The organism is Microbacterium candidum (assembly GCF_030315975.1).
GTDB classification, from domain to species: Bacteria; Actinomycetota; Actinomycetes; order Actinomycetales; family Microbacteriaceae; genus Microbacterium; species Microbacterium candidum.
In genome coordinates this window covers 1,021,741-1,046,375 of the sequence record NZ_JASXSZ010000001.1, presented here as the reverse complement: position 1 = coordinate 1,046,375, position 24,635 = coordinate 1,021,741, and the positions used below count along the sequence as shown (strand labels likewise).

Genomic DNA, 24,635 nt, shown 5'->3' with positions numbered 1-24,635 from the left:
GGGTGACAGTCGAGACCACTCGGGCCCGGAATGTCGTCGACGAAGTTCGCTCCTGGGCCGGAAGCGACGCGATGGCGGCACTCCTGGCGCTCGTAGAGCGCGCCGGCACTGACGACGACGCCCCCTGGCTGCACTTGAACGAGCAACTCCCCGTCTGGCTCGTCAAGCTGCTCGCAGACACGGATGGTGCAAGCTCGGATCCGACCATCCAGCTAGTCGACAGCCTGATCGCGCTCGAACGGCGCGCCGCCGACAGTTTCAACTTCCGCAGTCGCGACGGCAGCACGTACCGCGAGCGTTCAGAGGCCGTCGAGGCTGATTTCGACGATGCGACCCGTGCACGCATCGTTGAATACACCGCAACACTGGGACTCGTCGAAGCGACGCCGCCCGCACACGATACGTATGACATGACGCTCATTCTTGGCGGCGGATTCCGTTCTCCTCTGCTGCGGACCAGGTATGCCGCACTCCTCGAGCGGCAAGGCATCGGCCTCGGCGATGTTTACCTTCTCGGCAGCCCCCGATTCCTAATCACCAACGACCCCGCGGAGAGGCCAGTGACCTCTCAATACGCTCCCGGCGCGGTCGACGAGTTCGACCTCATGGTCGCGGCGGCTACCAGCGAGTTCGGCTTGTCCCCGCAACCAATGACGTTCTTGTGCGGTTGCGCCTCCGTCTCACTGATCTGCCCGAGTTGGCGTCATCGCGACTCCATTGGCGCTGCCGAAGTCCCACCCGAATACACGCACGAGCGGTCGACTAGCCTCACTTTGAGTGATGGGCGTGTATGGGGCTCTGCCATCTCGGCGAGTACCAGTCGGCCCCCTTACCGCCCAGACACTTCCGACACACTCGAATTGTTGGTCCGACACGCTGATCCGACGCCCGGGCAACGCGTCCTCTTGGTTACCACACAGGTCTTCGTCCCGTTTCAGCGATTCGACGGCCTCAGACGGCTCTACCTGCCTCATGGGCTCAATGTCGATGCGGTTGGTTTCGGCGCAGACTGGGGCGACCGACCGCAGACAGCGGAGTACCTCCTCCAAGAAACGCTGTCCGCAATCCGATCGGCTCGTCGCCTGTTGGTAGATGCGGTGGCAATTCTGCTGAGCCACGCCGGACATCCTGTGCAGGCTCCGCCTGCCGACAATCGATGACGGGGCGATCCGCGTCGAGGTGTTCCCTCTCGTGTATTGGTGTACCGCTTCGAGGTGGTTGATTCCGTATTTCGTGCGGGTCGCGAGGCAGAGGCGGAGCACGGTGTTACGCGCCGGTAACCGCGCGCGTTCCGCGAGGTCGCTGAACACGTGGCGCAGCACCGCCCGGCGTCCTCTCCGCCCTGCACCCCGCCAGCCGCTCCCGCTGGACCGGCATCGTCCTCGCCGCGATCGGCAGGATCCGCGCGCTGCCCGCACCCGCCCGCTGAACCCCCGGCACCGCCAACCACCATGACCCCGAGGACCGTAGACCCGCGACCGCAGCGCCACGCAGTCACGTCGTACCCTCATGCCAGAATCAGCACCACAACCCCGGCAACGACGCCGAACAAGCCCGATCAACGAGCCGATGAAAGATCGAGGCTAGTCTCATTACCCGACGATCTGTATGTCATTAGCGACGGGGCCCTTTTGCCCGCGCCCCGTGTTGTAGGCGAGTCTTGCTCCGTGCGTTACTCTTTCTCGCTGATCCGCTGGCACGTTACTCAAGTGGAAGAAGACGTCGGGGCCACCATCGTCTGGGGAGATAAAGCCGAACTCCTTCTGGGCGAAGAAGCGCGCGACGACTCCCGCCTGTGACGGTACGCGTCGACTGTTGATGAGGCGGGGGTGAGCTCGTCGCAACCGTGGTTGTTCGGGTTCTGGTACCCTGTCGATAAGAAGCTCCCGAATGCCATCTCCACGCACATGGACTCGCGATTTGAGGCGATCGCTCGGGTTCATGTCAGAACTCCAGCTCAACCGCCCTTCGTGATGGCGGTATTGACTTCGTTCGAAGTCGAGAAGGCAGATCCCCTCATCTGACGCGGGGAGTTCGACCTTGCTGAACGTGAACTCTTCCTCAAAATGCAGATACGTGAGTTCTGTCCACCCCTGAAAGATTCTCGCGATGGAGCCGTCCGCGAGCAAGTAGAGACTGGCTGTTTCGATTTCTTCTCGCTGATACCAAGACTTCCCACCCAGCTTCTCAATACGCGAAAATCGCCTGGATTCGAGGAGCCAGCCAGGGACGTCCAGCGCTTCAGCGGAAGGGCCACCACTGTGAGGCACCTTATACAAAATGGGGTAGGCTGTTGGTGTGAGGACAGAAGCTACGTCACGCCCAAGTCGGGTTAGAAGATGAGGGTCCAGTTCGGTCTTCGCGTATCGTGCTTTTCGCTCAGCCCAATGGTCCGTTGGCCGCTGATCAGTCATCAATGCTCTCTCTTACGCTCTACGGCCATCGATTGGCCCTTGGCCCCCCACTGAGCCTGGACACGATCGCTCCTCCCGCAGCTTTGGGCAAGCAACCGTACCAATCGCTCTGGATACTCGCGCATATCATCGCCCGCCGGTTCCCGGGTAATTGATGGTTTCGTGGAAGCTGTATCGCACACGTGGGGGGGTCGCTGCTGCATCGTCGCGTGTACTGGTGAGCAGGGTACCGAAGTCTTCCCGCCAGACGCTGTAGAGTTTGCCGCTGCGTTCGTCGAGCACGTCCCAGACACGTGATCTAGGCTGTACGAGACCCATCGCGCCGGCTGTCCATCCGCGTTGGATGAGCCAGTCGGTGAGTAGGGCGATGCGCGTGTACGTCATGACTGTCTGGCATTCCGGGTCGGCGATCTCTTCCGGCGTGAGGACTCTCGTGAGGGCGTCCTTGTCGACAAGTGCGCCGTTGAGCGTGTCGTATTTCAGGGCGGGGAGCACTCCACCGGACAGGAAGCTGTGCCAGAGCATCGAGTGCATCAGCCGCGGTAGCTCAGATACCGAAATTGGCTTGTCGATGGTTGTGACGGCGAGGTGTACCTCGTTCAGTTCGCTTTTGTAGTCGCGGGACCTGAGTTGATTATCGAGTTTGAAGGCCGCGGCGGCGGTGGCCGCAGCGCAGGTGCACCGGTAGAGGATGTCCCAGGCGCGAAAGAGGAAGTTCTCGTCGGCGAGGAATCCATCCGAGTAGCGTTGCGTGGCGAGTTCCCCGTCAGCGTGGAGTTGTTCAATGATCTCGACGGCACGAGTGGAGTGATGCAGTGCCGCGTTCGTTAATTGGGTCCATTGGCGCTGCTCTATCCCTTCCTGCCACTCGGGATCGCCGCCCAGCATCTGCTCCAGCCACTGCACAGCCGAGCCAGCGAGGTTCATGCACAGCTGCTCTTCCATGATGAGCTGATCGCGAAGAACCTTCGCTCCGCCTTGGCGCTGACGTTTGAGGGTGTTGAGACCCTGCAGACCTTCGGTGATCGCGCCGTCATAGCTGCGCTTCTGTAGTGCGAGTGCGTCATTACGTCGCAACGCCGCTTCCATCGCCTCACCCTGGGTACTCTTCAGCAGCGCTGCCTTCAGATCGCGAAGCTGACCGTCCCACAACTTCTTCCGGACCGCCGGTGACGCGACCGCGAGGTTCGCGGCGTAGTCCGCAAGCTGGATAACGGCGCGGCCGTTGCCTCGTGTCCGGTCTGCCTCCCGGATCGCGCGGCGCGCGCTGATGTAGTCCCTTGCCTTCACCGGACCTGGCGCCATTCGGAGGAGATCGCTCTCGAAGAAGAGTTTCGCGACGGCGGGCGACACGTTCCGGATGAACGCGGGAAAATTCGGTTTGCTGACTATCTTCAGCTTCGGCAGCTCCGCCTGTTGCTTCCTGTGCGCAACCGCGCGCATCCGGTGGTTTTCCTCGGGACGGCTCGGGCTGAACGGCTCGAACATGTCGAGCGCGCGCCTGATCGTCGCTCCGGCGGCCTTCGGATCCCAGTCCCGCAACACGGTGTGGAGACACATCGCGGCGACAGCGGCGATGATCGGCTTGTCCGTCGCGCCGGCCTTCCGCGTCCCCGCACGCTCTTCCGGGGTGCGGAGATCCTCCATCGAATACCACTGCCAGAGGCGCACCACGTGATGCTGGTAATAGATCTTCGCTCCGGCGAGGTGACGGTCATCACGGATGTAGTCGCTGATAGCCTCTGCCGTGCGGCGCATGACGATGATCCGTTGCCGCTCATCCCCAAGTCGGGCGAGCTGCATAAGTTCGCCCAGTAGCCACTCAGCCATGTCCTTGAGCCAGCGCCCCTCACCATCCCGGGGCCAATCCTTTGGATCCGCTTCCTGCCACGTGGGTGGGGCGGGAGACGGGTGTCGTGGCAATGGAATCAGCGACGGCTCCTGCCGGCGATACCAGTCCTTCAGCGCGTCGAGTGCCTTCGAATTCGCAGCGACCTGGTCGGTCCACCGGGCGATACGTCTGTCTGCGGCTTCGCGCGCCTTTGGATCTTCGGGGCGTTCGACGCGGGGGAACCGGTCGACGCCCCACGCGGCACGGACTGCGGCGATCGCCGTTGCGGGTTCGATGCCGTGTGGTTTGAGGAATTCCTCCGGTTCGGTCTCCGCAGCACTGATCACAGTTCTCAAAGCTGAACGCGCCCGGGCGAGGAAGTCGAGCCTCCAGGCGCCGTAGGTGTCGTACACGACCAGCCCGGCTGCACTGCCCTGCTGCACGGTGTGAGCGCCTGGTTTCACTTGAGTGATGTGAGCGCGATACAGGTTGGCGAGGGCCGCGATGCTGCCATCCTGCGCGAATTCCTCCGGCAACTCGGTCTCGTCCCCGACGAGCTCGTCAGCGTTCAACTGCTGACGCCAGGTGGCGAGCCGCTCTGGGTCGAGTTCCACTGCCTCAACCCAGACTTCGACAAAGTCCGGGTTGTTCGCAATGGCATCAGCGTAGGCCGACAGAAGATCGATCTTCTCCTGCCGCGTGTAGCGCTTGCGTGCTGGCATGAGACCCAGTATGGCGATCGGACGCGGATTACCGCGAAGAATTCGGGTCCGGGAGCGGTGGATTCGCCCAGTTCTGACAATTCCGAACCGCTTGTGTCGGGACGGGAACCGCTCGCTCACGTCTTGCAGTCAATGTCGTTCAAGCTCGCTCACGCCACCCAGATAAGGAGATCGAGATGAACGAGAAGCCGCACACAATGGTTGCCCTCCCGCCCGTCCAGAACCGCCGGCACCGCCGTCGCAACGGCGCCGACACCGTCGGCCGTCACCAGCACCACCGTTGTAGCGCCACGGGCCTGATCCGCTACCGCGACTCGCACCAAGCCGCTCAGGCACTCGAAGGAGCCCGCCGCATGCGCGCATCTCAGGAAGCGTTCCTCGGCGAGACGAGTCGGCGTGAGACTCGTGCTTTCCGTTGCGATGCCTGCGGCGGATTTCACCTCGCCGGCGAGGTTCTCGGCGTCCGCAGGCCGCTGGTTGCGCACGACGGCATCTCCCTTGGCCGCGACCTTGTGAAGCTCCCGACCGGCCGCCGACGTCACCGGCGTATCACGGCCATTGCCCAGGTCGCCGCGGCGTGCGCGGCATGAAGCCCGGTGATAGGAGCCCCGCGCACCAATCTCGCCGACCGACTGCTCTCGACCTCGTGCGTGAAGCTTGTGCCGGTGCCCTCGCCCCTGAAGAACTCGCCGTTCGCCTCCGGAACCGAGTCTATGTCCCTCGTCGTCGCGTGTACGGGACTGTCCCGCAGGAGTTCCTGACGCCCGACAGCCTCGACGCCGTCGACGTCGCCTACTTTGACTGCGGCCTGCTCGGCGACGACGAGTATGCCGAGATCATGGAGTCCGCCGTTGTGCAGGACCCATCCTTGTCGTCCGGAGGGAGGTGATTCCATGGCCATCAACGCCCAACACACTGCGCGCGCCATGTACGTCTGCCGCGCCTGTGGCACGGAGTGCGCATACCCAGAGCGGTACATCCGATGCCCCGTGTGCGGCATCAAGTGGAGCTGACCGCACCACGGACACTTCCATCCCGTCCTGTCGGCTTCCGCCCATCGCTTCGGCGGAGGCCGACAGGACACCCTCAACTTGAACCCCACCCACATATGTCAGCAGATACGAAGGCCTACTCCTGTGAGCAACGAACGCAGTCTCAACCGACGAGATCCGGTCGAGGAGACGTACGCACTAATCGTCGAGCGGCTTGAGTCGTCACCCAGTCCCGCGGCGCCCATCCTGTCGATGGAGACCGTGGCCGCCGCATGGCACGAAGTCCTGGCGCAGATCCTCCAACTGCGCGTCGGTGAGCGTCTCAGTACAGGCATGACGTCGGCGCAGCTTGACGAGTTCGAACAGCTCATCGATGACGACCAGGACGACGCCGCCCAGGCATGGCTCGAAGAAAATGCACCCCACTACCCGCAAGTCGTCGACCATGTCATGACCGCGCTGGTTGTAGAGGCTGCCGACTGGTTTGGCTCGGGTCGCTTTCGGCTTCACGGTATGAACCAGGATGCCCGATGAACGAGTTCTTCGCCTCCAAGCCCCCTCTGATGGTGACACGGTACGACGTCGACGCGCTGCTGCGTGGGGATGACCCGGGCAAGCGTTCGTGCACGGACTCTCGCGACCTCGTCCACCTCGTACGGTACCTGCCCGAAGGCTCGGGTGTGCGGATCGTGCTACATTCCGCTGGTGGTTCCGGGCGTGTGACCGCGTGGCTGGAGTCGTTCGGGACAGGCGCAAGTGCACTGACCGCACCGGATCTCCGCTACGCGTGCGCGCTGTCGCTCGTGCTCAACGCCGGCAGGACCGTCCCCGTATCGGACTGGCCGTCGGGCGTCGTGTCCGCGTTCGAGTTGGAGCGCATCCAAATGGCGCCGATGTTCACCACGACGACAGAGGACAACGCGTTCCCCCCCGACTGGGTCATCGAAGCCAAGTCCGTGGATCAGGTGACCTTCGCGCAGCCGGTGCCGGCGCCGGATAGCGGGGCGGAATTGCTCGGCGCGCTGTCGCGCGCGACTCACGACATCTGGGTCGTGACCACTCTGGTCGCCCCGAGCGTGCTTGACCAGCGCCTGGTCCTCGACGAACTCGACGCCGTCATCAGCCGCGGCGTGCGGGCCGCGTACGCGGGCGCGATCGTGTGTGCGCGCACGATCGTGGCGAGCACCGGACCGGTCTCGCCGGCGGTGCTGTCCGGACTCGCGAAACGCTCCACCGAGGTCGAAGCCGTCCCGATCGACCCGCGCGAGGCCCGCACGCTATGGATCGACCCGACGCGGGCCGTGCAGGGCCACGCGGTCGCGGAAGGCCATGCGGTCGCCCTTACGCGCGTCCCCGCCGCAGGATCAGGCAAGGGTCTCGGCATCCCCAGCCGCGTACCCTCGCCAGACGCTCGTCCGCTCGACCCTCTGATGCCCGAGCCGGCGGTACCGATCCGGCTGGGCGTCGCAGTAGACATCGGCGGCGATGTGGTCGAAGTGCAACCGGATGCGCAGGACGCGCGGCGGCACTACTTCGTGGAGGGCAAGAGCGGGTCGGGGAAGAGCGCGTTCCTGAAGAACATGGCGATCTCCTGGCTCGACACCCCGTACCCACTGCTGTGCCTTGACCCGCACGGCGATCTCGCACACGCGATCGCCGCGCACTCGGCTGACCGTATCGACCGCCCCACCCTGTATGTGCGACACGGGGATACCGAGCATCCGATTGGGCTCAACGTGATCGCGGGCGCCAACGCCGACACCCGATCGCAGAACGTCGACGCGCTCCTGGACCACATGCAGCAGGTACTCGACCCCCGGCGGGAGGGCATGTTCGGCGATCGCGCGAAACGCACCTTCTGGCTTGTCGCGGAAGCAGCCTCGCACGTGTACGGCGACCGACTGACGGTCCAAGTCGTGCAGACCCTGCTGCTGAAACAGCAGCACATCCGCGACCTCGCCGACCGCATCCAGCGCGTCGCACCCGACATCGCGCTCCGCCTACGGTCGGAGCTCGTCAACCTTCACGAGAAAGAGTGGTCCGAACTCATCTCCTGGTACCAGTCACGATTCCAGATGTGGCAGCGAACGCAGGCCCTGCGCAAGATTACCGGCACAGGTGTCGACGCCATCGACATGCTCGCCGTCCTCGACGGTCACACCAACCTGGTCGTCGATCTCGCTTCACCCCAGCTCGGCGACCCAGTGGCCGGGATCCTCGGCGGCATCTACCTCCGCAAACTCCGGGAAGCGATGGGGTGTCGGAAGGACCGTGACGTCCCGGTACTCGTCCTGTTCGACGAGGCACACATCTTCCAAGACGAAGCCCCCGACCGGCTCCTCGCCGAAGGACGCAAGTATGGCCTGTCACTCGTGATCGCAACCCAATCGATCGACAACCTCACACCACGCCTCGCCCGCGCCATCGAAGCGAACGTCGGCTCCTACATCTCGCTCCGCACCGGACTGAACGGCGCAAGCACAGCAAGCGCGCGACTCGGCGGATGGCCCGCGAACGACCTAACCCGACTACCCGACCTGACTGCGGCCGCATCGCTGTCCTCACGCGGCATACCGACTGATCCGTTCACACTCCACGTGGACTACTACAAGCGGCTGGAAGCCGACGGCTGGACACCCGAACGCCTGGCGGATGCTGCCGAGGCGGTCGCCCAGCACACGCTGCAGAAGCTGTGGCTGCCGCACGCCGACATGACGGTACCCACCGATGACGAAGTGATCAGCAAACTGCAAAGGCCGAGCGCACCGCGCCCGAACACATGGACGACTCATCCCGCCGAACCTCGAGCGGACGTGTCGCGCAGACTGGACGCCTGGTTTGAGGCACGTTACGGCACGGCACCCGATACCGATGATCCGCGCGCCGACGACGACGAGCACTTCGACGTCATCCTGGACTCCCCGGGCTCCCGCACCATCGCGGTCATCAAGGTCATACGAAGGGTGACGGGTCTCGGCCTTGCCGGAGCGAAGGCAATCGTCGACTCGGCAGCCAAGTCCGACGGCGGGAATATCGCCGCCCTCACAGACGCGCCCCGAAATGTGGCTATGGGACTCGTCGACGACTTGTACAACCTTGGCGCCCGAGCGCACGCAACTCAATCAGTGCGAGCTCAATCGTGAGCTACGTCGAAGAGCACGACACGGCGGTCGTCGCGTCGAGCACGTTGCGGCGGATCAGCACTAACCTGACCACAGCTGGGAAGTCGTTTTGGCAACACTTCCGTGGCAACCACTGGGGACAGCAAGCACGACCTGTGAGGGGGACCAGCCAGTGAGCATGCATGAGCAGGATTCAATGTGGCAGGCCGTCGGGACGAACCCGAGCGGATGCAGGCCAGTTCGCCCTGTGGATTGGGCGCCACTCGGCGACGCGGAGTTCACGTTCGTCGAGATGATCCGCAACACGCTCCCAGACAGCGACAGGCTCCCAGAAGGCGTCGACAAATTCCAGGTTGCAGATGCGTGGGCTACGGGGCTGAAGCGGGTGCGCGGCGGCGCAGGATTCGAACACTCGTGGCGCGACGACTCCGACGAGATACTCAATCCCAGCTGGGTCACGTTCCTCTCCGTGGCGTTCGATCGCACGTCTGGACGGGTAGCGGCTGTCGGTCGCCTCACCCACGAGAACTGGGCAGCCTCGCCGGCCTACGATCTGGGTGCGATCACCGGTAGCAACGGCATGTCATGGGCCATGAATGGCCATCGTGACGGGTTGGCGTACCCGGTCTGGGGCCTGTACGTCGGGAGTTTCGCCACCGGTATGCTTGCACCAGCAGACTTCCGCAGCAACCTCTCTTCCGTCGACATCGACCCCGCCACCGGCACCATCGCGGTCTTCGAATCCCTCGGGAGCGTAGGCTGCGTCGCGGTGTACGACCACGGGTCACGGTCGCGTCGGCGGCTCACGGTAGTCGAGCCGATTACAGGAAACGAACGACTCACCTTCAGTGCGGACGGGCGCTGGCTCCTCGTCCCCAGAGACGACCGTAGCATCCTGTGCGAGGTGGCAACCGGACGGCACGTAGACCTCCCCATCGCGAATGCTGACTGGTGGCCCGCAGCCGACTCCATGCTGGTCACGATGCGCCGCTCAGACGACGGACAGTGGGCACCCTATCTGTACAACCTCGAACAGAACGCTTGGGTGCAGAAACTCCCCGACATTCACGTCGACGACACATCGCTCAGCGACGTCTATATGTGGGCCCCCGTCGTCAGCCCGGACGGGACGCGTGCATTGATCCGTACTCACGCAGGTGTCGATGACCAGTATCGGCAGGCTTACGGTGCCGGTGCGCATCTCATTCACGTCGATCTTCTCTCCGGGGAGGGGAGCTTCCCGGTAACCCCACTGCTAGACCGGACATATCCATGGGAACGGGATGTCTCGGACGCCCGCTGGAACGGGGAGCCGCGCAGGACGACCGTCCATGTTCACCCCGACATTGAGGCGGCAATGCAGGCGCCGACGTTCGAGAGCGAGCATCTCGCCCCGGACTTCTACTCCGAGGAAGCGGAAGAGTTCATGGTGAAGACCATCAACCGCGCGATCGAACTCACGCAGGCCGGACAGTCAATGGCCCATTTGATGCCCGACGCCATCGCCGCACTGGCCGTACTCCGCGCAAGCCGGGACCGCTGGGACGGTCAGCAGGAGTGGCTAGATGGCCTCACCGAAGTAACCTCGCGCATGGCCATGACTGGAGAACTCGCCGCAGTCGACGGTGACGCCTGGACAGACTTCGCCAAAGCATTCTGGCAACTCCGCGAAACGCCTGCGGATATCCCAAACCCAATCAGCGCGTCCTGGGTCTCGGGAGACAAGCACTGGAGGCTTTAGCAGCATCGGCCTGAAAGCCCGGGACCCGCACGCGCTGAAGTCCGGGCCACTCCCGAAGCGAAGCCGGACACAGTGGCCGTCCCGGGACCACTGGGACGCCCTCGGCGTGAGTGGCTGCGCCAACTCATGGCAGTCGCGAGGTCCTCGTGCTACTTGTCGCTCGGCGGCGCGAAGAGCAGCGCAGCCGTGAAGGACGACGATCTTGCCACCCGCAGGCGCATGCCCCCCACCCCGCGACCGGGACGCGACCGCACGGGTGACGGGTAGGTACATGGTAGAAGGAAGGTACTGCGCGAGGACCCAACTCACTCTGGCACCGCGGCCCACTCCGAAGAGCACCCAGTTCCTAACCGCGGCCGGCACGCCAATGTTTTGCCGCTGTGCATGCCATGGAGGCGCGAAATCGACCTGAGTTGGTTATGTGTTTGTGTTTGGGATGAACGGCGTTAGACGGTCGCTGAGTTGGGACCATCCAGAGTCCGCGATGCTCGGTACCAGATTCTCCGACCATGCTGCGAGCGACCACTGATTCGCTTGGCTTCGGATGGCCTCGGCGAACTCCGCAAACATCGGATCCTCCTGAACCAGCTCGCCGATCATCGCCACGATGCTGTCGATCCACGGTGTGATATCCCCGTTCCAATCAACCTCGTGAACTTTGGCGACGATCGCGCCTGTTCGCTCACGCTGATCGTCCGTCAGATCAACCATCGAATCTGCCTCTTCCTCTTGATGTGAAGCGCTCTAGGTCTGATGGAGACTCGCGCTATTTGATTCCGACCGGCAGTTCGCGGTCGTTGGGGACAGCATAGAACGCGTTCTCGAACTCGATGGGCGGGATGTCGGCGAGGTAGCCGTGGAGGGATTCCGTGTTGTGCCAGTGCACCCAGCCCAGAGTGGCGAGCTCGAGGTCCTCGACCGTTTTCCACGGTCCTGGATGCGTGGGTCCGTGGACGAGTTCGGTCTTGTAGTACCCGTTCACCGCCTCGGCCAGGGCATTGTCGTCGCTGTCGCCGACGGTCCCGATCGACGGCGTGGCACCGATCTCCGCGAGTCGTTCCCCGTAGCGGATCGACGTGAATCTCGTTCGCCCGACGCGGCTCCCGCACCTCACGCTCGAGATCCGCGATCCGCTGCGCGTCCGCCGTCGTCACTCCCGGCACGATGCCCCCGTCGACCTCGGCCTGCCGCACCCACGTGCGCAACGCCTCGGGGTGGATGCCGAGCTGGTCCGCGATCCGCTTGATCGCCCCGGTCTTCGACGCCGGATCGCGACGCGCGTCCAACGCGAGACGAGTCGCCCGCTCCTTCAATTCCTCGCTGTACTTCCTCGGTCCTGCCTTGACTCTCATCCTTCACAGGTTTGAGAGCCTGCATCACACCCGGGGCGCGCCAACTCATGGCAGTCGCGAGGTCCTCGTGCTACTTGTCGCTCGCCGGCGCGAAGAGCAGTGCAGCCGTGAAGGACGACGATCTTGTCACCTGCAGGCGCAATGCTCCCCACTCCGCCACTGGGACGCGACCGCCCGGGATGACGGGTAGGTGCACCAGCGAGCACTAACGTGAGCGTCGGCGAAGTCGGTGCCGGCAAGACCGCTGCGATCCACGCCACCTCCCGTGAGCTTGATCGCTCTGGCCACGAGATCATGGTGTTCCCCGACCCACCGTCCGGAACTGCGGCATCCAGTTTCAGATCCTGGCCGCCACGGCTGATCCTTGCCGCCCTCGCCATCTTCGACTAGCCATTTCCAACCCCGTACATGATCACCGGGGGCGTCGCCGACAACGGCCACAGTATCTGCAGCGACCCTAATTTCGCCGACCGGTCTGACCGGCTGTTCTGCTACGACGTGATCAACGATCCACGACGCGGGATTCAAATCACTGCCGCCCTCATCGCGACCAATGCCACCAGTAGGAACACCGTCGACGTCGGTATGGCAGGGCTCCCGAACGACGCGAGCTGCTGACGTTCCCGCGTCCTCGACAAGCGCGGTACCCGCGCAGTTCATTCGCTGCGGCGCCGCGACACCGAGCGGATCCGAACGCCTGCTGCGGACATTTCCGCTCTCGTTCTGTCGGGTCCCGCTACGCGGGTTCGGTTGGTGCCGGGAGGTCCCTCCAGACTGAACCCCACCACCACCCCCCACAAGGAAGAACGAAAGATGAATCGTCCCGGCAAGTCCCAAACTCCTGTCAGTACAGAGCGTCGGCAAGTGCGATTGACGGGCTTCCGCGTGTTTCCGAGCCGAACGTCCGAGATCCCGCATCCCGAGACGAAGTACCCCGTCGACCACAAGGTCAACGACCTCGGCCCGCACGAGAACGCGGACATGTTCCGTGAGACCGTCCGCGACATGGTCGCCGGCATGGCGGCCCGGGGCGCCTTCGACCAGGACAACCTCGAGGCCCTGTCCCACACGACCGATGGCTGGCTGCAGACCTGGATCGGCCTCGCACACCAGACGGCGGTGCGACGCCGGGAAGTCGCTGAGCAGCTCCTCGCGCAGTCCCTGCAGTACCAGCGCGAGGTCGTCCTCGAACTCGATGACCTGCACCGCCGCCTGGTCGAGGTCACCGCGGCCCGGGATGAGCTGCTCAACCAGTTGGGCTTCACCCGCGACGCGCTGCGCACGGAACAGCCCGCCGCCCCGGCGCGGGAGCTTCCCGAGTCCAGGATCCGCGCCCTCCGCACGCCCCCTCAGGACCAGGACACCCCCTCGTCCGGCGACACTCCGCCGGATGAGGAATTGCCGATGCCGCGCATCGGGCCGTCCCACCCGTCCCCGCTGCCAACCGCCGGGTTCGCCGCATCCGCCGAAACCACCCCCCTCATCGCCCACTAAGGACACCGATCACCCGTGAACACCACACTCGAACCCTCCATCACCCACTCCCCCGCTCCGGCGGACCCGCCCGATGCGCGCACCCCCGACGTGCACGCATACGCCGAAGCGCGCACGCGGCTGCGCAGTCGTGTCGTCCCGATCGGAATCACGACCATCCTGCTGGCCGTCGCGGGCGCCGCAGACGTGACGCTCGCGATCCCCGCCTTCAACGGGGTCCTCGGCCAGAACCCGCTATTGTCGTTCGTCTGTGGAGTCGCGTTCGTCGCGATCGCGATCGGCGCCGCGGTCAACGCCGGCCGAGAACTGCGCCACGGGAACCGGGTCGCCGTCTATGCGGCCGGAGCCGCCGTGCTGCTGCTCATCACCGGGCTCCTCGTCCTGCGCATCACCGCAGCCGGCATCAACTCGTCGGCTGCGGCATTCGAAGGATCCACACCCACCCAGAACGGGGCCCTCGCCGAGATCCCCGTCGCGATCGTGTTCGCCGCGCTGATGCTCGCGACCTCGATCCTCGCCGCGATCGACGGGTACCTGCTCACCGTGCCCCGCCAGGTGAAGAACCTCCGCGCGCTCGGTCAGGAACAGGACCGCCTCCGCGCCGCCATCGCGACCACGGACGCCGAACTGACCCGTCACGTAGAGAACACCGCGATGGCCGAGGCTCGCATCGAACACCTCCCCGAAGACCTGCAGAACGCCCTGGACGGGCTGGAGGCGTTCGCACGTGAACTGCAGGAGCTCGCACGCACCGAGATCACCCGGCTCCTCGGCTCCCCCACCGCGACCAGCGGGCTCGACAACCCCTCCACGAAACCCGCCACCGTCACTCCCCGGTCCACGACCACCCGCACCGCCACCACTCCTGAAGGAACCCCGGAATGAGTACTCTCACCACACCCCGTCCCGCTCACGTCCAGGCGATGAGCACCCGCCTGGTCGGCCCGATTCGCTACCCCCTCGCCGTCCGCCTCTACGACTCGTGGTGGATCGGACGGCGCGATGCGGACCCTCAACTCGCGCACACCCCTGCCCGCGGCGAGCAGCCGTCCGCCTCACTCCGGGCACTGGACGCCGTCCGCGGTGAACGGTGCGAACGCGAGTGGATGAGCGCCGAACTCCGCGCGGCATCGCTCATCGACCGCCGCACGGGCCTGACCCGCATGGCGGAAGCGCTGCGCGCGCAGATCGACGAGTGGACGACCCAGATCGAGGAGCAGGGCGCCGTGAGTCCGGAGGACCTCGCTCACGTCCCGAAGACGGAGGCACACCTCGATCCCGCGCAGCGCACCGCCCGCCGACAGCGCGAGGCGGCCGCCCGCGTCGCCCCTCTGGTGAGCGTGCGGGACGCTGCCCGCCGTGAACTCGCCGGCATCCCCCGGGAGCTCGCCGACATCGACGGGAAGCTGACGACCTTGTTCGACTCGCTCCGTGCCCGCGTCACGGCGATCACGCACTACTACGAACGCCGCTGCAACACCCTGATCCGCGGATACCTCCGCCGTGCCCCTGGCGACGCCGACCACCCCCTCAACACGCGGATCCCCCTGCGGCGCCCGGCCTGGGCCGACGCACCCAACCCGTGGGTTCCCACCGCCGCGACACCCACGATCAACGAGGAGCCCGAGAAGTGAACATCGTAAAAGCAGAATCCGCTCGTGCGCTCGTGAAGGAAAGGCGGCGATCCGTCCGCCGCCCGTCCAAGTGGTTGTTCGCCCTGCTCGCTGCCGCTGTCGTGCTGTTGACGGCCGGGTGCGGGGTCGTCGACGGGCCTCAGTCCACTGTGACACCGCGTGGGGCCGCGGATGCGCTGGTCGTGATCGCCGGCGTCCACCAGGGCATGCCCGCAGCCGACATCCCCGTGGAACTGCAGAAGACCGTCACCACCGCGGTGGAAGCGAAGGCACCGGTCACGGTCGTCGCGAACGACGGCACCCCCCGGGTCGTGTTCCACGCCGCCGACTACAGCATCAACACCGCCAACCCGCAAGCACACGACAACACTGTTAACGCCGTCGTCCGGGCGATGCTCACCGCGGTGAAGTCCGCGCGGGCATCATCCAACGGGGACAACCTCGGCGGGAGCCTGTCTGTCGCGAGCGACCAGCTGACCGCGGACAAAGCCAAGGCCGGCGCCATCATCATCGTCGACAACGGACTCAGCGACCTCGGCTACCCGGCGCTCACCACACCCGGACTCCTCGACACCAACGCGGGCAACCAGGTCGTGCAGTTCGCGCGAGACCACCACCAGATGCTCTCCCTGCCGCACGGCACCACCGCCTACCTCGTCGGGTTCGGGTACACCGCGGCGCCGCAGCAAGACCTCACACCCGCGCAGCGCGGGAACGTGACCGACACCTGGGGCGCCTACCTGCGCGCCGCGGGGGCGACGGTGACCACGATCACCGTGCCGCGGTTTGGTGACGGCCCGAAGACGACATACACCAGCACGCTCGTCACACCCGGTACCTACGCACAGCTGAGTGTCACCCACACCGGCACTACCGTGCAGGCGAACCTTCCCGCGGACGTGCTGTTCGACTACGGCAGCGCCGCCCTCCGCGGTGACGATGCGACGACCACCGCGCTCCAGGAGGCGGCCACGTTCCTTGCCGCCACCCCCGGCCCCGTCACGATCACCGGGTACACCGACCAGACCGGCACCGCCAGCAGCAACCTCGTGCTCAGCCGGGAAAGAGCGATCTCGATGCGTGACTGGCTCGTCGCCCATGGCGGCATCGACCCGAACAGGCTGACCGTCGACGGGAAAGGCGAGGCCGACCCGGTCATCCCGAACGCGACCACCCCGGAACAGAACCAGCAGAACCGTCGCGTCACCATCACCGTCGCGACCACGGCCGGCAGCAACTGATACCAAAACCCGCCATCATGAATCGAACGTCACTGGCCCGTCGCCGCCTCGGTACTCCGCGGCGGCAGGACAACACCAAGATCATCACGACGTCCCTTGACGGACAGCAGAAGAATAGGAGGACTCCATGCGAATCACCGGGCTCGGTCACGCCGGCATGTTCATCGAGACGAGGGGCGGCAGCATCCTCTGCGACCCCGTCCTCGGGCCGAGCTTCTTCGGCTCGTGGTTCCCGTTCCCGGACAATCGGGGCCTCGACTGGGAGCGCTTCGGGAAGGCCGATTTCCTGTACATCTCGCACCGGCACCGTGACCACTTCGACCCGCGTCTGCTCGAGCGGTACGTCCCGAAGGACGTCAAGGTCCTGCTGCCGGAGTATCCGACCGACGACCTCGAGACCGACCTGCGCGCGCTCGGGTATGACAACATCGTCCACACGCAGGCGGGTGTCCCGCTCGAGTGCGGCGACCTCAAGCTCATGGTCACTCCGCTGCGCGCACCGAGCGACGGACCGATCGGCGACTCGTCGCTGTCGGTCGACGACGGCACCGCGAGCATCCTCAACCAGAACGACTCGCACCCGCTCGACCTCGAGAAGCTGCTGTCGTTCTCGAAGCCCGACGCGTACTTCACGCAGGTAAGCGGCGCGATCTGGTGGCCGATGGTGTACGACTTGCCCCAGGATGCCAAGCGGAACTTCGCGAAGCTCAAGCGCGACGCGCAGAACAAGCGCGCCCTGTACTACATCGAGAAGGTCGACGCCGAGCATGTCTTCCCGATGGCGGGCCCGCCCATGTTCCTGCGTGAGGAGCTCTTCCGCTACAATGGCTGGGGGCTCGAGGACGACGCGATCTTCACGGATCAGCAGCAGTTCCTCGACCACATGGCCGTCGAGCGCCCCGACCAGAAGGGCTACCTGTTCGTGCCGGGCACGCAGATCGACCTCGTCAGGGTTGATTCAGAACGCGCTGACCTCACGGTGACCCAGACCCTCTACACGGACGCCGAGATCGCACGGATCTTCGGCGAGAAGTGGGAGTACCTCGCCGAGCAGCGCGACTCGCGCCAGGACGAGGTCCGCGCCGAGGAGGCACGGCGCGCGCCCGTGCTGCCGCCCGAGGAGATGCTCGCCGCCATCAAGGAATGGTGGGAACCGCTCCTGCGCCGCGCCCGCACCATCCGGGACGGCGTCGGCGGCAACGTCCGCTTCCGCATCGGCGAGCTCGACATGGTCGTCGACTTCCCGCGGGCGAAGGTGCGCGAGTACGCCGGCGAGGAGTGCATCTACTGGTACACGATCCCCGCCGACCTCGTCTCGACGAACATCGCCGACCACGAGATCGACTGGTCGAACTCGATCTTCCTGTCGATGCAGTTCGAAGTAGGGCGCTCGGGCAAGTTCAACGAGTTCCTCACGACGTTCCTGAAGTGCCTGTCGGCCGACCGCATCGAGTACGTCGAGAACTGGTACTCCGAGCAGACGGACCAGACCGAGGACGCCCAGCTCGGCGACTGGGTCGTGCAGCGCCGCTGCCCGCACCTGCGCGCCGACCTCACCAAGACGGGGAAGATCGAGGACGGCGTCCTCACGTGCAGCATGCACGACTGGAGCTGGGACCTCGCCACCGGCAAGTGCCTCACGAGCCAGGGACACCCCATCCGCGCGACACAGAACGCTTGAACGGAGACCGCCATGCCACTGTTCGGAAGGAAACCTGCGGAGCACAGCGCGACCGGCTACGACAACTGGCGCGACCCGCACGTCGAACCAGCGACGACCGACTGGGAACGTCGTGTCAACGCCTTCGCATCGAAATCCGCGCGCGCCCTCCTCAGCGCTGGCGTGCCCTTGTTCCGCAGCCAGTGGGCACGCGACGGAAAAGACACCTACCAGGAGGCGTTCTGGCTTGTTGCGGTCGATGGCGACTTCGCCAATCGACCGTACGTCAAGTTCTCCCCTGGCAAGAGTGGGGGGTCCAATCCGCCAAGTCGCGGACAAGGTGACTACGTCGGCTTTCTCCGGGGATCGGCGCTGCTGTTGACAAAGTCCGGGGTTCTGTGCGGGGCCGATGTCGAAGGGTTCATCACTCCCGCCGGCCGTGTTGACGGTCGATGCATGGACATGCTGTTCCACAACGTCCGCCGCGACACCTATATCCTCAGCGGCTCAGACGGGTGGGGCTGGTACAACCAGGGCCGCTGGCGCTCCGACCCGCGCTCCAACCTACGGGTGTACGGCGTCGATGCTCACGTCGACTCCATCAGATTCGACAGCCGCTACCGGCGCAACAATGAACCTGACCCCGGGTACGGGACCAGCGCGGCACTCTCGAGTTTTGTGAAGAACGGTGGGGCTACGCGATGGCCGCGCCACTTCATCACATTCGACTACTAGCCCGTCCCGTGCACGACGGCGAGGCCCGGACCTGCTGCCTCGGCGCCTAAGAGGAGCATCCGCAGATCCGGCACGTGAGCGACATGAGCAGGGACCAGCAACGACCGACGACGACAACTGAGCTGGGAGAGGGGGTGAGGAGTATGGCATGTGCATGCGTGAACGCGGGCAAGCCCCAGTGCGCGTGGTGCAAGGAGGCGATCCAGCTGGGTCGCCCCCCAGCACAACACAGCTGCCAATGGTACGGCGGCTGCTCATGACCGAGCACGGGTGTCGGCGCGTGAGGCGCCGGCACCCGACACGAACCACCTCACGAATCACGAAAGATGGATGATCACGAGCACAGCGAGCGCACCGTTCCACGGCGGCGGGGGCATGCTCGCGCGCCCAGTCATGGCGTGCCTCCTCTGGTTGAGTCTCATCGAGCGGGAGCCTGCTCACGACCTGCCTCGACGATCAACGCTGCTTGGGGAGTTCGTGTGGATCTCCGCGTGCGCTGTTGGCGGCATGCTCACCGGATACGGAGGGTGCATCGCGGCAGCCTCTGCGCCGGCGTTCGTGGAGGGGCGTGTGGGAGGTTTCGCACACGCGTCCGCGATGCATGTGGCGGACGTGGCCGGGAACGACTGGTTCGCTGATACCGGGCAGGTGAGGACGCGGTTCGCGTTCGTCACGAACACGAACAGCCTGGCGGCCGGCACCTTCGTCGTCCGAGCCGTAGGACCCCACGCCCGCCTGGACGCGGTCGCTATCGCGTGCCAGACGGCGGGGTATCGGAAGGTACCGGTCCGGAGCCAGACCATTGCGTACCTCCAAGGTGTCACCTGGCCATGCCACGCACTGCTGGTCGAGCTCACCCGCACGGACCCCCATGAGACCACCGTCGCCGAGATCGAACTCCGCGCTGACGCGCAGGAGGAGCTCAATGACACGCAGACCCCACGGCGGCGTTCGAAGCCTGTAAGAGGGAACTCGAATGTCGCATGAGATCGCGCCGCCATGGCCAGCGGATCTCACCTTCATCGTCGAGTGTCGGAGCTCCGCAGGCCGCTCGTCGGAGGTCCGGCATCCGGTGACGATCCACCGGGAATGGTCGGTGAGCACCCCACACGATCTGGATGCCGAGCGGGTCGCAGTCGCGTTCGGCGGGTACACGTCGTGTCTGGGCCTTGTGGACGAGACGATCCCGGCGCTGCGTCCCGTGATGCCATTGCTCGCGCGGACAGTGAGGCCCGCGATCCGCCAGGACAAGCGAGGACAGTTCCGGCCGGCCGTGCGTGATCTCATCGCGGGCTGTTGCCGGGGCCGGGCATTCCCGAGCATCGGTTCCGTCTGTGAGCACCTTCGTGATCCGGTGCACGTATGCGCAGCCCTCGGTGTCGCGTCCACCTGGCAGGTGCCCGACGTTCTCCGCGCAGTGGGCGCCGCCTGCGCTCCCACAGAAGAAGCCCTCTCTCGGGCCGTGCTGCGTGTGCGTGAACCGACCGGCGTGATGCAACTGTGGCGGGCTGGCATCCACCCAGCCGACATTCCGGCGCTGGCAGAACCAGCGGGATCGATACCCTGCCCCTTGCCGGTGTCGTACTACCTGGGTGTCGCGTACAACAACGTGGACACCATCTGGTTGAACGAGGTGCTGGTGCGCCATCCCGATGCCGACGCTGCAGCATGGCTCGCCTGGCTCCCCGCCGCACTCCAGGTGGATTCCGAGGAATGGGGAAGCTGGCTGAGCTTCGGGCTCCGACGCGACAACGTTGCGACCGCCGTGCAGGAGCGGATCCCCGCATCGACCGTGGGCCCGGTCGCAGAAACGGCGGGGTGGTCCCGGGGCCACGCGGCGCGGATGATCGTCGACTGGGCGAGAACAGGATGCTATCCAACTCCGTCCGACTTCGCCGCGCTCGTCCGCCTGGGCTTGGACTTCTCCGTCCCGTCGAAGAAGGTCCTCGATTCGCTCTCAACCACGATGAACACACAGCCCTATTCGCTCGACCCGAGGCAGCGAACGGACCTCGGCCTGCTGCTCGTCGCACTCGGCACCCGATCAGCCGTCATCGGGGCGCTGGGCGACGGCGTCCGCGCGTTGGCGGATCTGGATCGGAGCCGCGCAACCCTCCGGACCCGGAGGTCGAGATGAGCGACCTCGGTCCGGCACCGGCCGGTCAACTGCTGACGGTGAACGTCGAGTGCACAGGCAGTCCGGTCGACCGTTTCGGTGTGCTGCACCCGGTCACGATTCGTCCTGACTGGACCGTCCACACGGTGCATGATCTCGACGCGGAACGGGTCGGCGTCCTGTTCGGGGGATGGTGCTCGTGTCTGCACTTCGTCGAGCGGATCGTCCCGGCTTTCCGTGAGGGGTTGCAGCTGATGGCGGCGCCGCGTGGTCTGCCGCGCGACGGGGATGTCTGGGACAACTTCCCCTCGCAGGGGTGCCCGCAGTCCAAGCATTTCCACCACGATCTTGAGGCAGCTGTGCGGCACGAACTCTCCGCCGCCCACGTGTCCGGGCAATACGGCGCGGACGGGTGGGCGGATCGGCAGGTCGCGGCCGTCGCGGAGGCGCAGTTCCGAGCTGTGATGTCCGCCGCGGCAGCGGTCTGGGCGAACGCCGCCGATCCAGACCTTGTGACGGGTGGCCGTGACGGGTACCTCGAGTTGTGGGCGGCGGGGATGCTGCCCACCCAGGTCGCGGAGATCGCCGCCGCGTTCCCGGACCAGGCGCTGTCGTTCTCCACCGCGTTCTTCCGGCGGATCCATTTTCACGGCATCGACATCGACTGGCTGCAAGCTGTCGTCACTGCGTACCCGACAGGACTGGCAGAGTGGGCGGCGCAACTGGACAGAGGCTCCCTCCGGGTCGATCCTCGCGAGTTGCGCCGGATGCGAGACCTAGGGCTGACCGGGCACGACGCGATCGGACTGATCGAGGCGGGTGTTCCACTGGCCGCAGTTACCGAGCTTGCGGTGTTGCCGAACGTGAGCGGCTCGACCGCGGCACGCTGGCTCACTCTTTGGTACAAGATCGGAGTCCACCCAGGCCCCGATCATTATCAGGTCCTCGCCGCGCACCAGGCGCTTCACGATCGCCCCTCGCACAGCACGCTCGACATGCTCTGCAACTCGCTGGACAGTGTCGCTACGCCCCTCCCGGATCGTACCGAGGTTGCTGTCATGCTCGCCCTGACGGGCGACCCAGAGCGCGTCAGCCAGGCTGTCCGCCGCGGGGTGCGACGCGCCGTCGACCTCGTCCCCGCATCATCCGTCCCATCCGGCATTTCAAGGAGCATCTCGTGAGGATCCGCACCCGCACTGACTACGACAACGCCCTCATTGCGCTCGGCATCTGCGTGAGCGCCCGAATCCCGGTGCTCCTGTGGGGCAACCCCGGTGAGGGCAAAACCGCGGCGGTAGAGTCCGCGGGGCTGCGAGGCTGGCATGTAGAGACGGTGATCATCACCCACTCGGAGCCTTCGGATTTCGCCGGCCTCCCCGTGGTCACGCCGCAAGGCACGGTGACGTTGGCGCCGCCGGCGTGGGCGAGTCGGCTGGCGGCGTTCGAGGGGCCGTCGATCGCATTCTTCGACGAGTTCTCCACCGCATCCCCCGCCTTGCAGGCTGCCGCGCTGCGTCCGCTCACTCACTACCAGGTCGGGTCGGTGCAATTGCCTGCGACGGTGTCGTTCGTCGCGGCCGCGAACCCATCCGACATCGCGGCCGCCGGATGGGAACTCGCAGCCCCTACCGCATCGCGGTTCGTGCATCTCGACTGGGGCATGCCCTACGAGGTGTTCGCCGAAGGACTCGTCACGGGCAAATGGCCCACCCTCCCCGTCTATGACTCCCCGGACGACTACGACCGGCACCTCGACGATGAACGCGTCCTTGTGTCCGGATTCCTGCGGGCCCGGGAATCGCAGCTCAGCGTCATCCCCAGCAGCGCGGCCGACCGCGGCAAGGCGTTCCCGACCCCGCGGACGTGGGACTACGCGGCCCGGCTCTCCGCCCTCGCCCGCGCCGTGGGCGTCGGTGATGATGTGCGCAGGCTCGTCGTCGCCGGTGCCGTCGGTGACGCTGCAGCGTTCGAGTACCTGCGGTGGACCGCATCCCAGGACCTCCCCGACCCGGAAGCACTTCTCGCCAACCCTGATCCTGCACTCATCGCCGGGCTGCGCGCCGACCGTGTGTTCGTCACCCTCCAGGGAGTGCTCGCCGCGTACTCCCGTACCCCCAACACCGACCGGTGGCGGGCCGCGATCGACGTCTGCGCCGCCGCCGCGCAAGCCGTCGGCATCGACCCCGCCGTCCCCGTCGTCCGGTCACTCATGCGCCCAGGACTGCGCCCCGACGGCGCGCCCGTGCCCCCGTCGATCAAAGCATTCGCTCCCGCGCTCGCCCTCGCCGGCCTCCTCAACGCGCCCTCATGACCATGGATCTGCAGAAGCTCTCCGCCGCGAAACTCTGGCTGATCAGCACTCCGACGGGCACCCCGACCGCGGAGAGTCCCCGCGATCTTGCCTATCTCGCGCACGCCCTCTACGCGCTCATCCCGGTCCGCAACGACACCGTGCCTCGGATGACGTGCGACGAATGGTGGCGGATCTACATCAACCCCCACTGGCTCGACACCGCCCCCGTCAGCGACATCGCCGCGGAACTCGCGCACGTGACCTGGCACCTGCTCTCCGACCACACCGGCCGCGCACGCAGTCTCGGCGTCGACCGGACCACCGTCCACGACTGGACCACCTCCGCGAACATCACCATCGCCCACACCCTCGCCCCCGACCACCTCGCACCCAGACACCTCCCGACCTGGGAAGACACCCGCCTCGGCCCAGGACGACCGGCGGAGGAATACTTCGCCGCGCTCAGCAGGCTGCCGGTCGCCAACCCCACGCACAAAGGACCGGAACCTGAGGACCTGTCGGCTGGATGCGGGAGCGGGGCGGACGGACTAACCAGGCACGATGAGCACGGACCGGGCACCGACATCGGCGCCGTGACTGAGTTCGAGGCCCGTGAGATCCGCCGTCGTGTCGCGGTCGAGTACCGCGACCACCAGACTCGTCGCGGCACCACACCCCGTGACCTCCTCCGCTGGGTCGAGAACACCCTGCAACCCGAAACCCCGTGGGAACCCATCCTCACCGCAGCGGTCCGACGCGCCGTCGGCTGGGCCGCCGGTCGCGGCGACTACACGTACACGCGCCCCTCCCGTCGCGCCAGCGCCGTTCCACGAGTCGTGCTTCCTGGGCAGCACCGACCTGTCCCCCGCGTGTCGATCATCGTCGACACCTCCTACAGTGTCGACGATGCGCTCCTACAACGAGCCCTCGCCGAAATCGACGGGGTCATCCAAGCACTCGGCATCCCCGGATCCAGCATCACCCTGTACTCGGTCGACGCCGCCGTCCACACCACACAGAAACTCCGAAGCGCCGCAGGCGCGAAACTCATCGGCGCGGGCGGCACCGACCTCCGCATCGGGCTCACCGCGGCACAAGCCGAACGCCCCCGCCCCGACATCATCGTCATCCTCACCGACGGAGACACCCCCTGGCCCGCCACCCCACCACCCGGCGCAGCCATCATTATCGCCCTCCTCGGGCACAAAGGCGTCGCTGAACTGCCGCCCACACCCACGTGGGCCATCCGGGTCGAATGCCTTCTCAGCGAACGGTGATCCTGCACGTC

The 24,635-nt window shown here is 65.7% G+C and carries 22 protein-coding genes and 2 pseudogenes; 18 read left to right on the top strand and 6 right to left on the bottom strand.

Annotated features, from left to right (window positions below; translation table 11 throughout):
* The first annotated feature begins 2 nt into the window (after nucleotides 1-2).
* Nucleotides 3-1,160 carry a hypothetical protein gene (locus QSV35_RS04880; protein ID WP_286287251.1) on the top strand — a complete coding sequence of 386 codons (1,158 nt, stop codon included), beginning with the start codon at nucleotides 3-5 and terminating at the stop codon, nucleotides 1,158-1,160.
* A gap of 432 nt (nucleotides 1,161-1,592) precedes the next feature.
* Here the strand turns inward: QSV35_RS04880 and QSV35_RS04875 are convergent, their stop codons facing one another.
* From QSV35_RS04875 to QSV35_RS04865, 3 genes are all read right to left on the bottom strand, one after another.
* Entirely contained in the window at nucleotides 1,593-1,943 is a 351-nt protein-coding gene (locus QSV35_RS04875; protein ID WP_286287820.1) for a cold-shock protein, read from the bottom strand.
* A gap of 597 nt (nucleotides 1,944-2,540) precedes the next feature.
* Nucleotides 2,541-4,967 carry a hypothetical protein gene (locus QSV35_RS04870; protein WP_286287248.1) on the bottom strand — a complete coding sequence of 809 codons (2,427 nt, stop codon included), beginning with the start codon at nucleotides 4,965-4,967 and terminating at the stop codon, nucleotides 2,541-2,543.
* Between the two features lie 149 nt (nucleotides 4,968-5,116).
* Nucleotides 5,117-5,509, bottom strand: coding sequence for a hypothetical protein (locus QSV35_RS04865; protein ID WP_286287246.1), 393 nt, complete (start codon nucleotides 5,507-5,509; stop codon nucleotides 5,117-5,119).
* Nucleotides 5,510-5,697: 188 nt separating this feature from the next.
* Here QSV35_RS04865 and QSV35_RS04860 point away from each other — a divergent pair, with 188 nt between their 5' ends.
* The 4 genes from QSV35_RS04860 (at nucleotide 5,698) to QSV35_RS04845 (ending at nucleotide 10,822) form a co-directional block, all read left to right on the top strand.
* Nucleotides 5,698-5,856, top strand: coding sequence for a hypothetical protein (locus tag QSV35_RS04860; protein WP_286287245.1), 159 nt, complete (start codon nucleotides 5,698-5,700; stop codon nucleotides 5,854-5,856).
* A gap of 247 nt (nucleotides 5,857-6,103) precedes the next feature.
* Complete coding sequence (locus QSV35_RS04855; RefSeq protein WP_286287243.1) at nucleotides 6,104-6,493, top strand: DUF5663 domain-containing protein; 390 nt, start codon at nucleotides 6,104-6,106, stop codon at nucleotides 6,491-6,493.
* Entirely contained in the window at nucleotides 6,490-9,102 is a 2,613-nt protein-coding gene (locus QSV35_RS04850) for a ribosomal protein L7/L12 (RefSeq protein WP_286287242.1), read from the top strand. Before QSV35_RS04855 ends, QSV35_RS04850 begins: the two co-directional genes overlap by 4 nt.
* Before the next feature lie 175 nt (nucleotides 9,103-9,277).
* Nucleotides 9,278-10,822 carry a hypothetical protein gene (locus QSV35_RS04845; protein WP_286287240.1) on the top strand — a complete coding sequence of 515 codons (1,545 nt, stop codon included), beginning with the start codon at nucleotides 9,278-9,280 and terminating at the stop codon, nucleotides 10,820-10,822.
* A gap of 417 nt (nucleotides 10,823-11,239) precedes the next feature.
* On the opposite strand, the gene QSV35_RS04840 is transcribed toward QSV35_RS04845, so the two are convergent.
* The 3 genes and pseudogenes from QSV35_RS04840 to QSV35_RS20030 form a co-directional block, all read right to left on the bottom strand.
* Nucleotides 11,240-11,533 carry a hypothetical protein gene (locus QSV35_RS04840; RefSeq protein WP_286287237.1) on the bottom strand — a complete coding sequence of 98 codons (294 nt, stop codon included), beginning with the start codon at nucleotides 11,531-11,533 and terminating at the stop codon, nucleotides 11,240-11,242.
* A 55-nt stretch (nucleotides 11,534-11,588) separates the two neighbouring features.
* Nucleotides 11,589-11,909: pseudogene (locus tag QSV35_RS04835) on the bottom strand (integrase core domain-containing protein); the annotation flags it as partial.
* A 58-nt stretch (nucleotides 11,910-11,967) separates the two neighbouring features.
* Nucleotides 11,968-12,174 (bottom strand): annotated as a pseudogene (locus QSV35_RS20030) (transposase); the annotation flags it as partial.
* A gap of 210 nt (nucleotides 12,175-12,384) precedes the next feature.
* Between QSV35_RS20030 and QSV35_RS04830 the strand changes: the two are divergent.
* From QSV35_RS04830 to QSV35_RS04770, 13 genes are all read left to right on the top strand, one after another.
* Entirely contained in the window at nucleotides 12,385-12,564 is a 180-nt protein-coding gene (locus QSV35_RS04830; RefSeq protein WP_286287234.1) for a hypothetical protein, read from the top strand.
* Between the two features lie 18 nt (nucleotides 12,565-12,582).
* Complete coding sequence (locus QSV35_RS04825) at nucleotides 12,583-12,792, top strand: hypothetical protein (protein WP_286287233.1); 210 nt, start codon at nucleotides 12,583-12,585, stop codon at nucleotides 12,790-12,792.
* Nucleotides 12,793-13,059: 267 nt separating this feature from the next.
* A complete protein-coding gene (locus QSV35_RS04820; RefSeq protein WP_286287231.1) occupies nucleotides 13,060-13,668 on the top strand; it encodes a hypothetical protein in 609 nt (202 codons plus the stop codon).
* 15 nt (nucleotides 13,669-13,683) lie between these two features.
* Nucleotides 13,684-14,553: a hypothetical protein gene (locus tag QSV35_RS04815; protein ID WP_286287229.1), complete on the top strand. Its 870-nt coding sequence runs from the start codon at nucleotides 13,684-13,686 to the stop codon at nucleotides 14,551-14,553.
* On the top strand, nucleotides 14,550-15,302 hold the full coding sequence (locus tag QSV35_RS04810; protein WP_286287228.1) for a hypothetical protein: 753 nt from the start codon (nucleotides 14,550-14,552) through the stop codon (nucleotides 15,300-15,302). The genes QSV35_RS04815 and QSV35_RS04810 overlap by 4 nt, the downstream gene beginning before the upstream one ends.
* Entirely contained in the window at nucleotides 15,299-16,543 is a 1,245-nt protein-coding gene (locus tag QSV35_RS04805; RefSeq protein WP_286287226.1) for an OmpA family protein, read from the top strand. Before QSV35_RS04810 ends, QSV35_RS04805 begins: the two co-directional genes overlap by 4 nt.
* Before the next feature lie 127 nt (nucleotides 16,544-16,670).
* Nucleotides 16,671-18,224, top strand: a complete 1,554-nt coding sequence (locus tag QSV35_RS04800) for a Rieske 2Fe-2S domain-containing protein (RefSeq protein ID WP_286287224.1) — start codon at nucleotides 16,671-16,673, stop codon at nucleotides 18,222-18,224.
* Between the two features lie 12 nt (nucleotides 18,225-18,236).
* The gene (locus QSV35_RS04795; protein WP_286287222.1) at nucleotides 18,237-18,938 is read left to right on the top strand and encodes a hypothetical protein; all 702 of its coding nucleotides are present in this window, start codon (nucleotides 18,237-18,239) and stop codon (nucleotides 18,936-18,938) included.
* Between the two features lie 330 nt (nucleotides 18,939-19,268).
* Entirely contained in the window at nucleotides 19,269-19,925 is a 657-nt protein-coding gene (locus QSV35_RS04790) for a hypothetical protein (protein WP_286287221.1), read from the top strand.
* Complete coding sequence (locus tag QSV35_RS04785; RefSeq protein ID WP_286287220.1) at nucleotides 19,915-21,075, top strand: hypothetical protein; 1,161 nt, start codon at nucleotides 19,915-19,917, stop codon at nucleotides 21,073-21,075. The genes QSV35_RS04790 and QSV35_RS04785 overlap by 11 nt, the downstream gene beginning before the upstream one ends.
* Nucleotides 21,072-22,235, top strand: coding sequence for a hypothetical protein (locus tag QSV35_RS04780; protein WP_286287218.1), 1,164 nt, complete (start codon nucleotides 21,072-21,074; stop codon nucleotides 22,233-22,235). Before QSV35_RS04785 ends, QSV35_RS04780 begins: the two co-directional genes overlap by 4 nt.
* Nucleotides 22,232-23,365: an AAA family ATPase gene (locus QSV35_RS04775; RefSeq protein WP_286287217.1), complete on the top strand. Its 1,134-nt coding sequence runs from the start codon at nucleotides 22,232-22,234 to the stop codon at nucleotides 23,363-23,365. Before QSV35_RS04780 ends, QSV35_RS04775 begins: the two co-directional genes overlap by 4 nt.
* Nucleotides 23,362-24,624 (top strand): vWA domain-containing protein, encoded by a 1,263-nt coding sequence (locus QSV35_RS04770; protein WP_286287215.1) that lies wholly within the window; start codon nucleotides 23,362-23,364, stop codon nucleotides 24,622-24,624. Before QSV35_RS04775 ends, QSV35_RS04770 begins: the two co-directional genes overlap by 4 nt.
* Nucleotides 24,625-24,635: the final 11 nt, after the last annotated feature.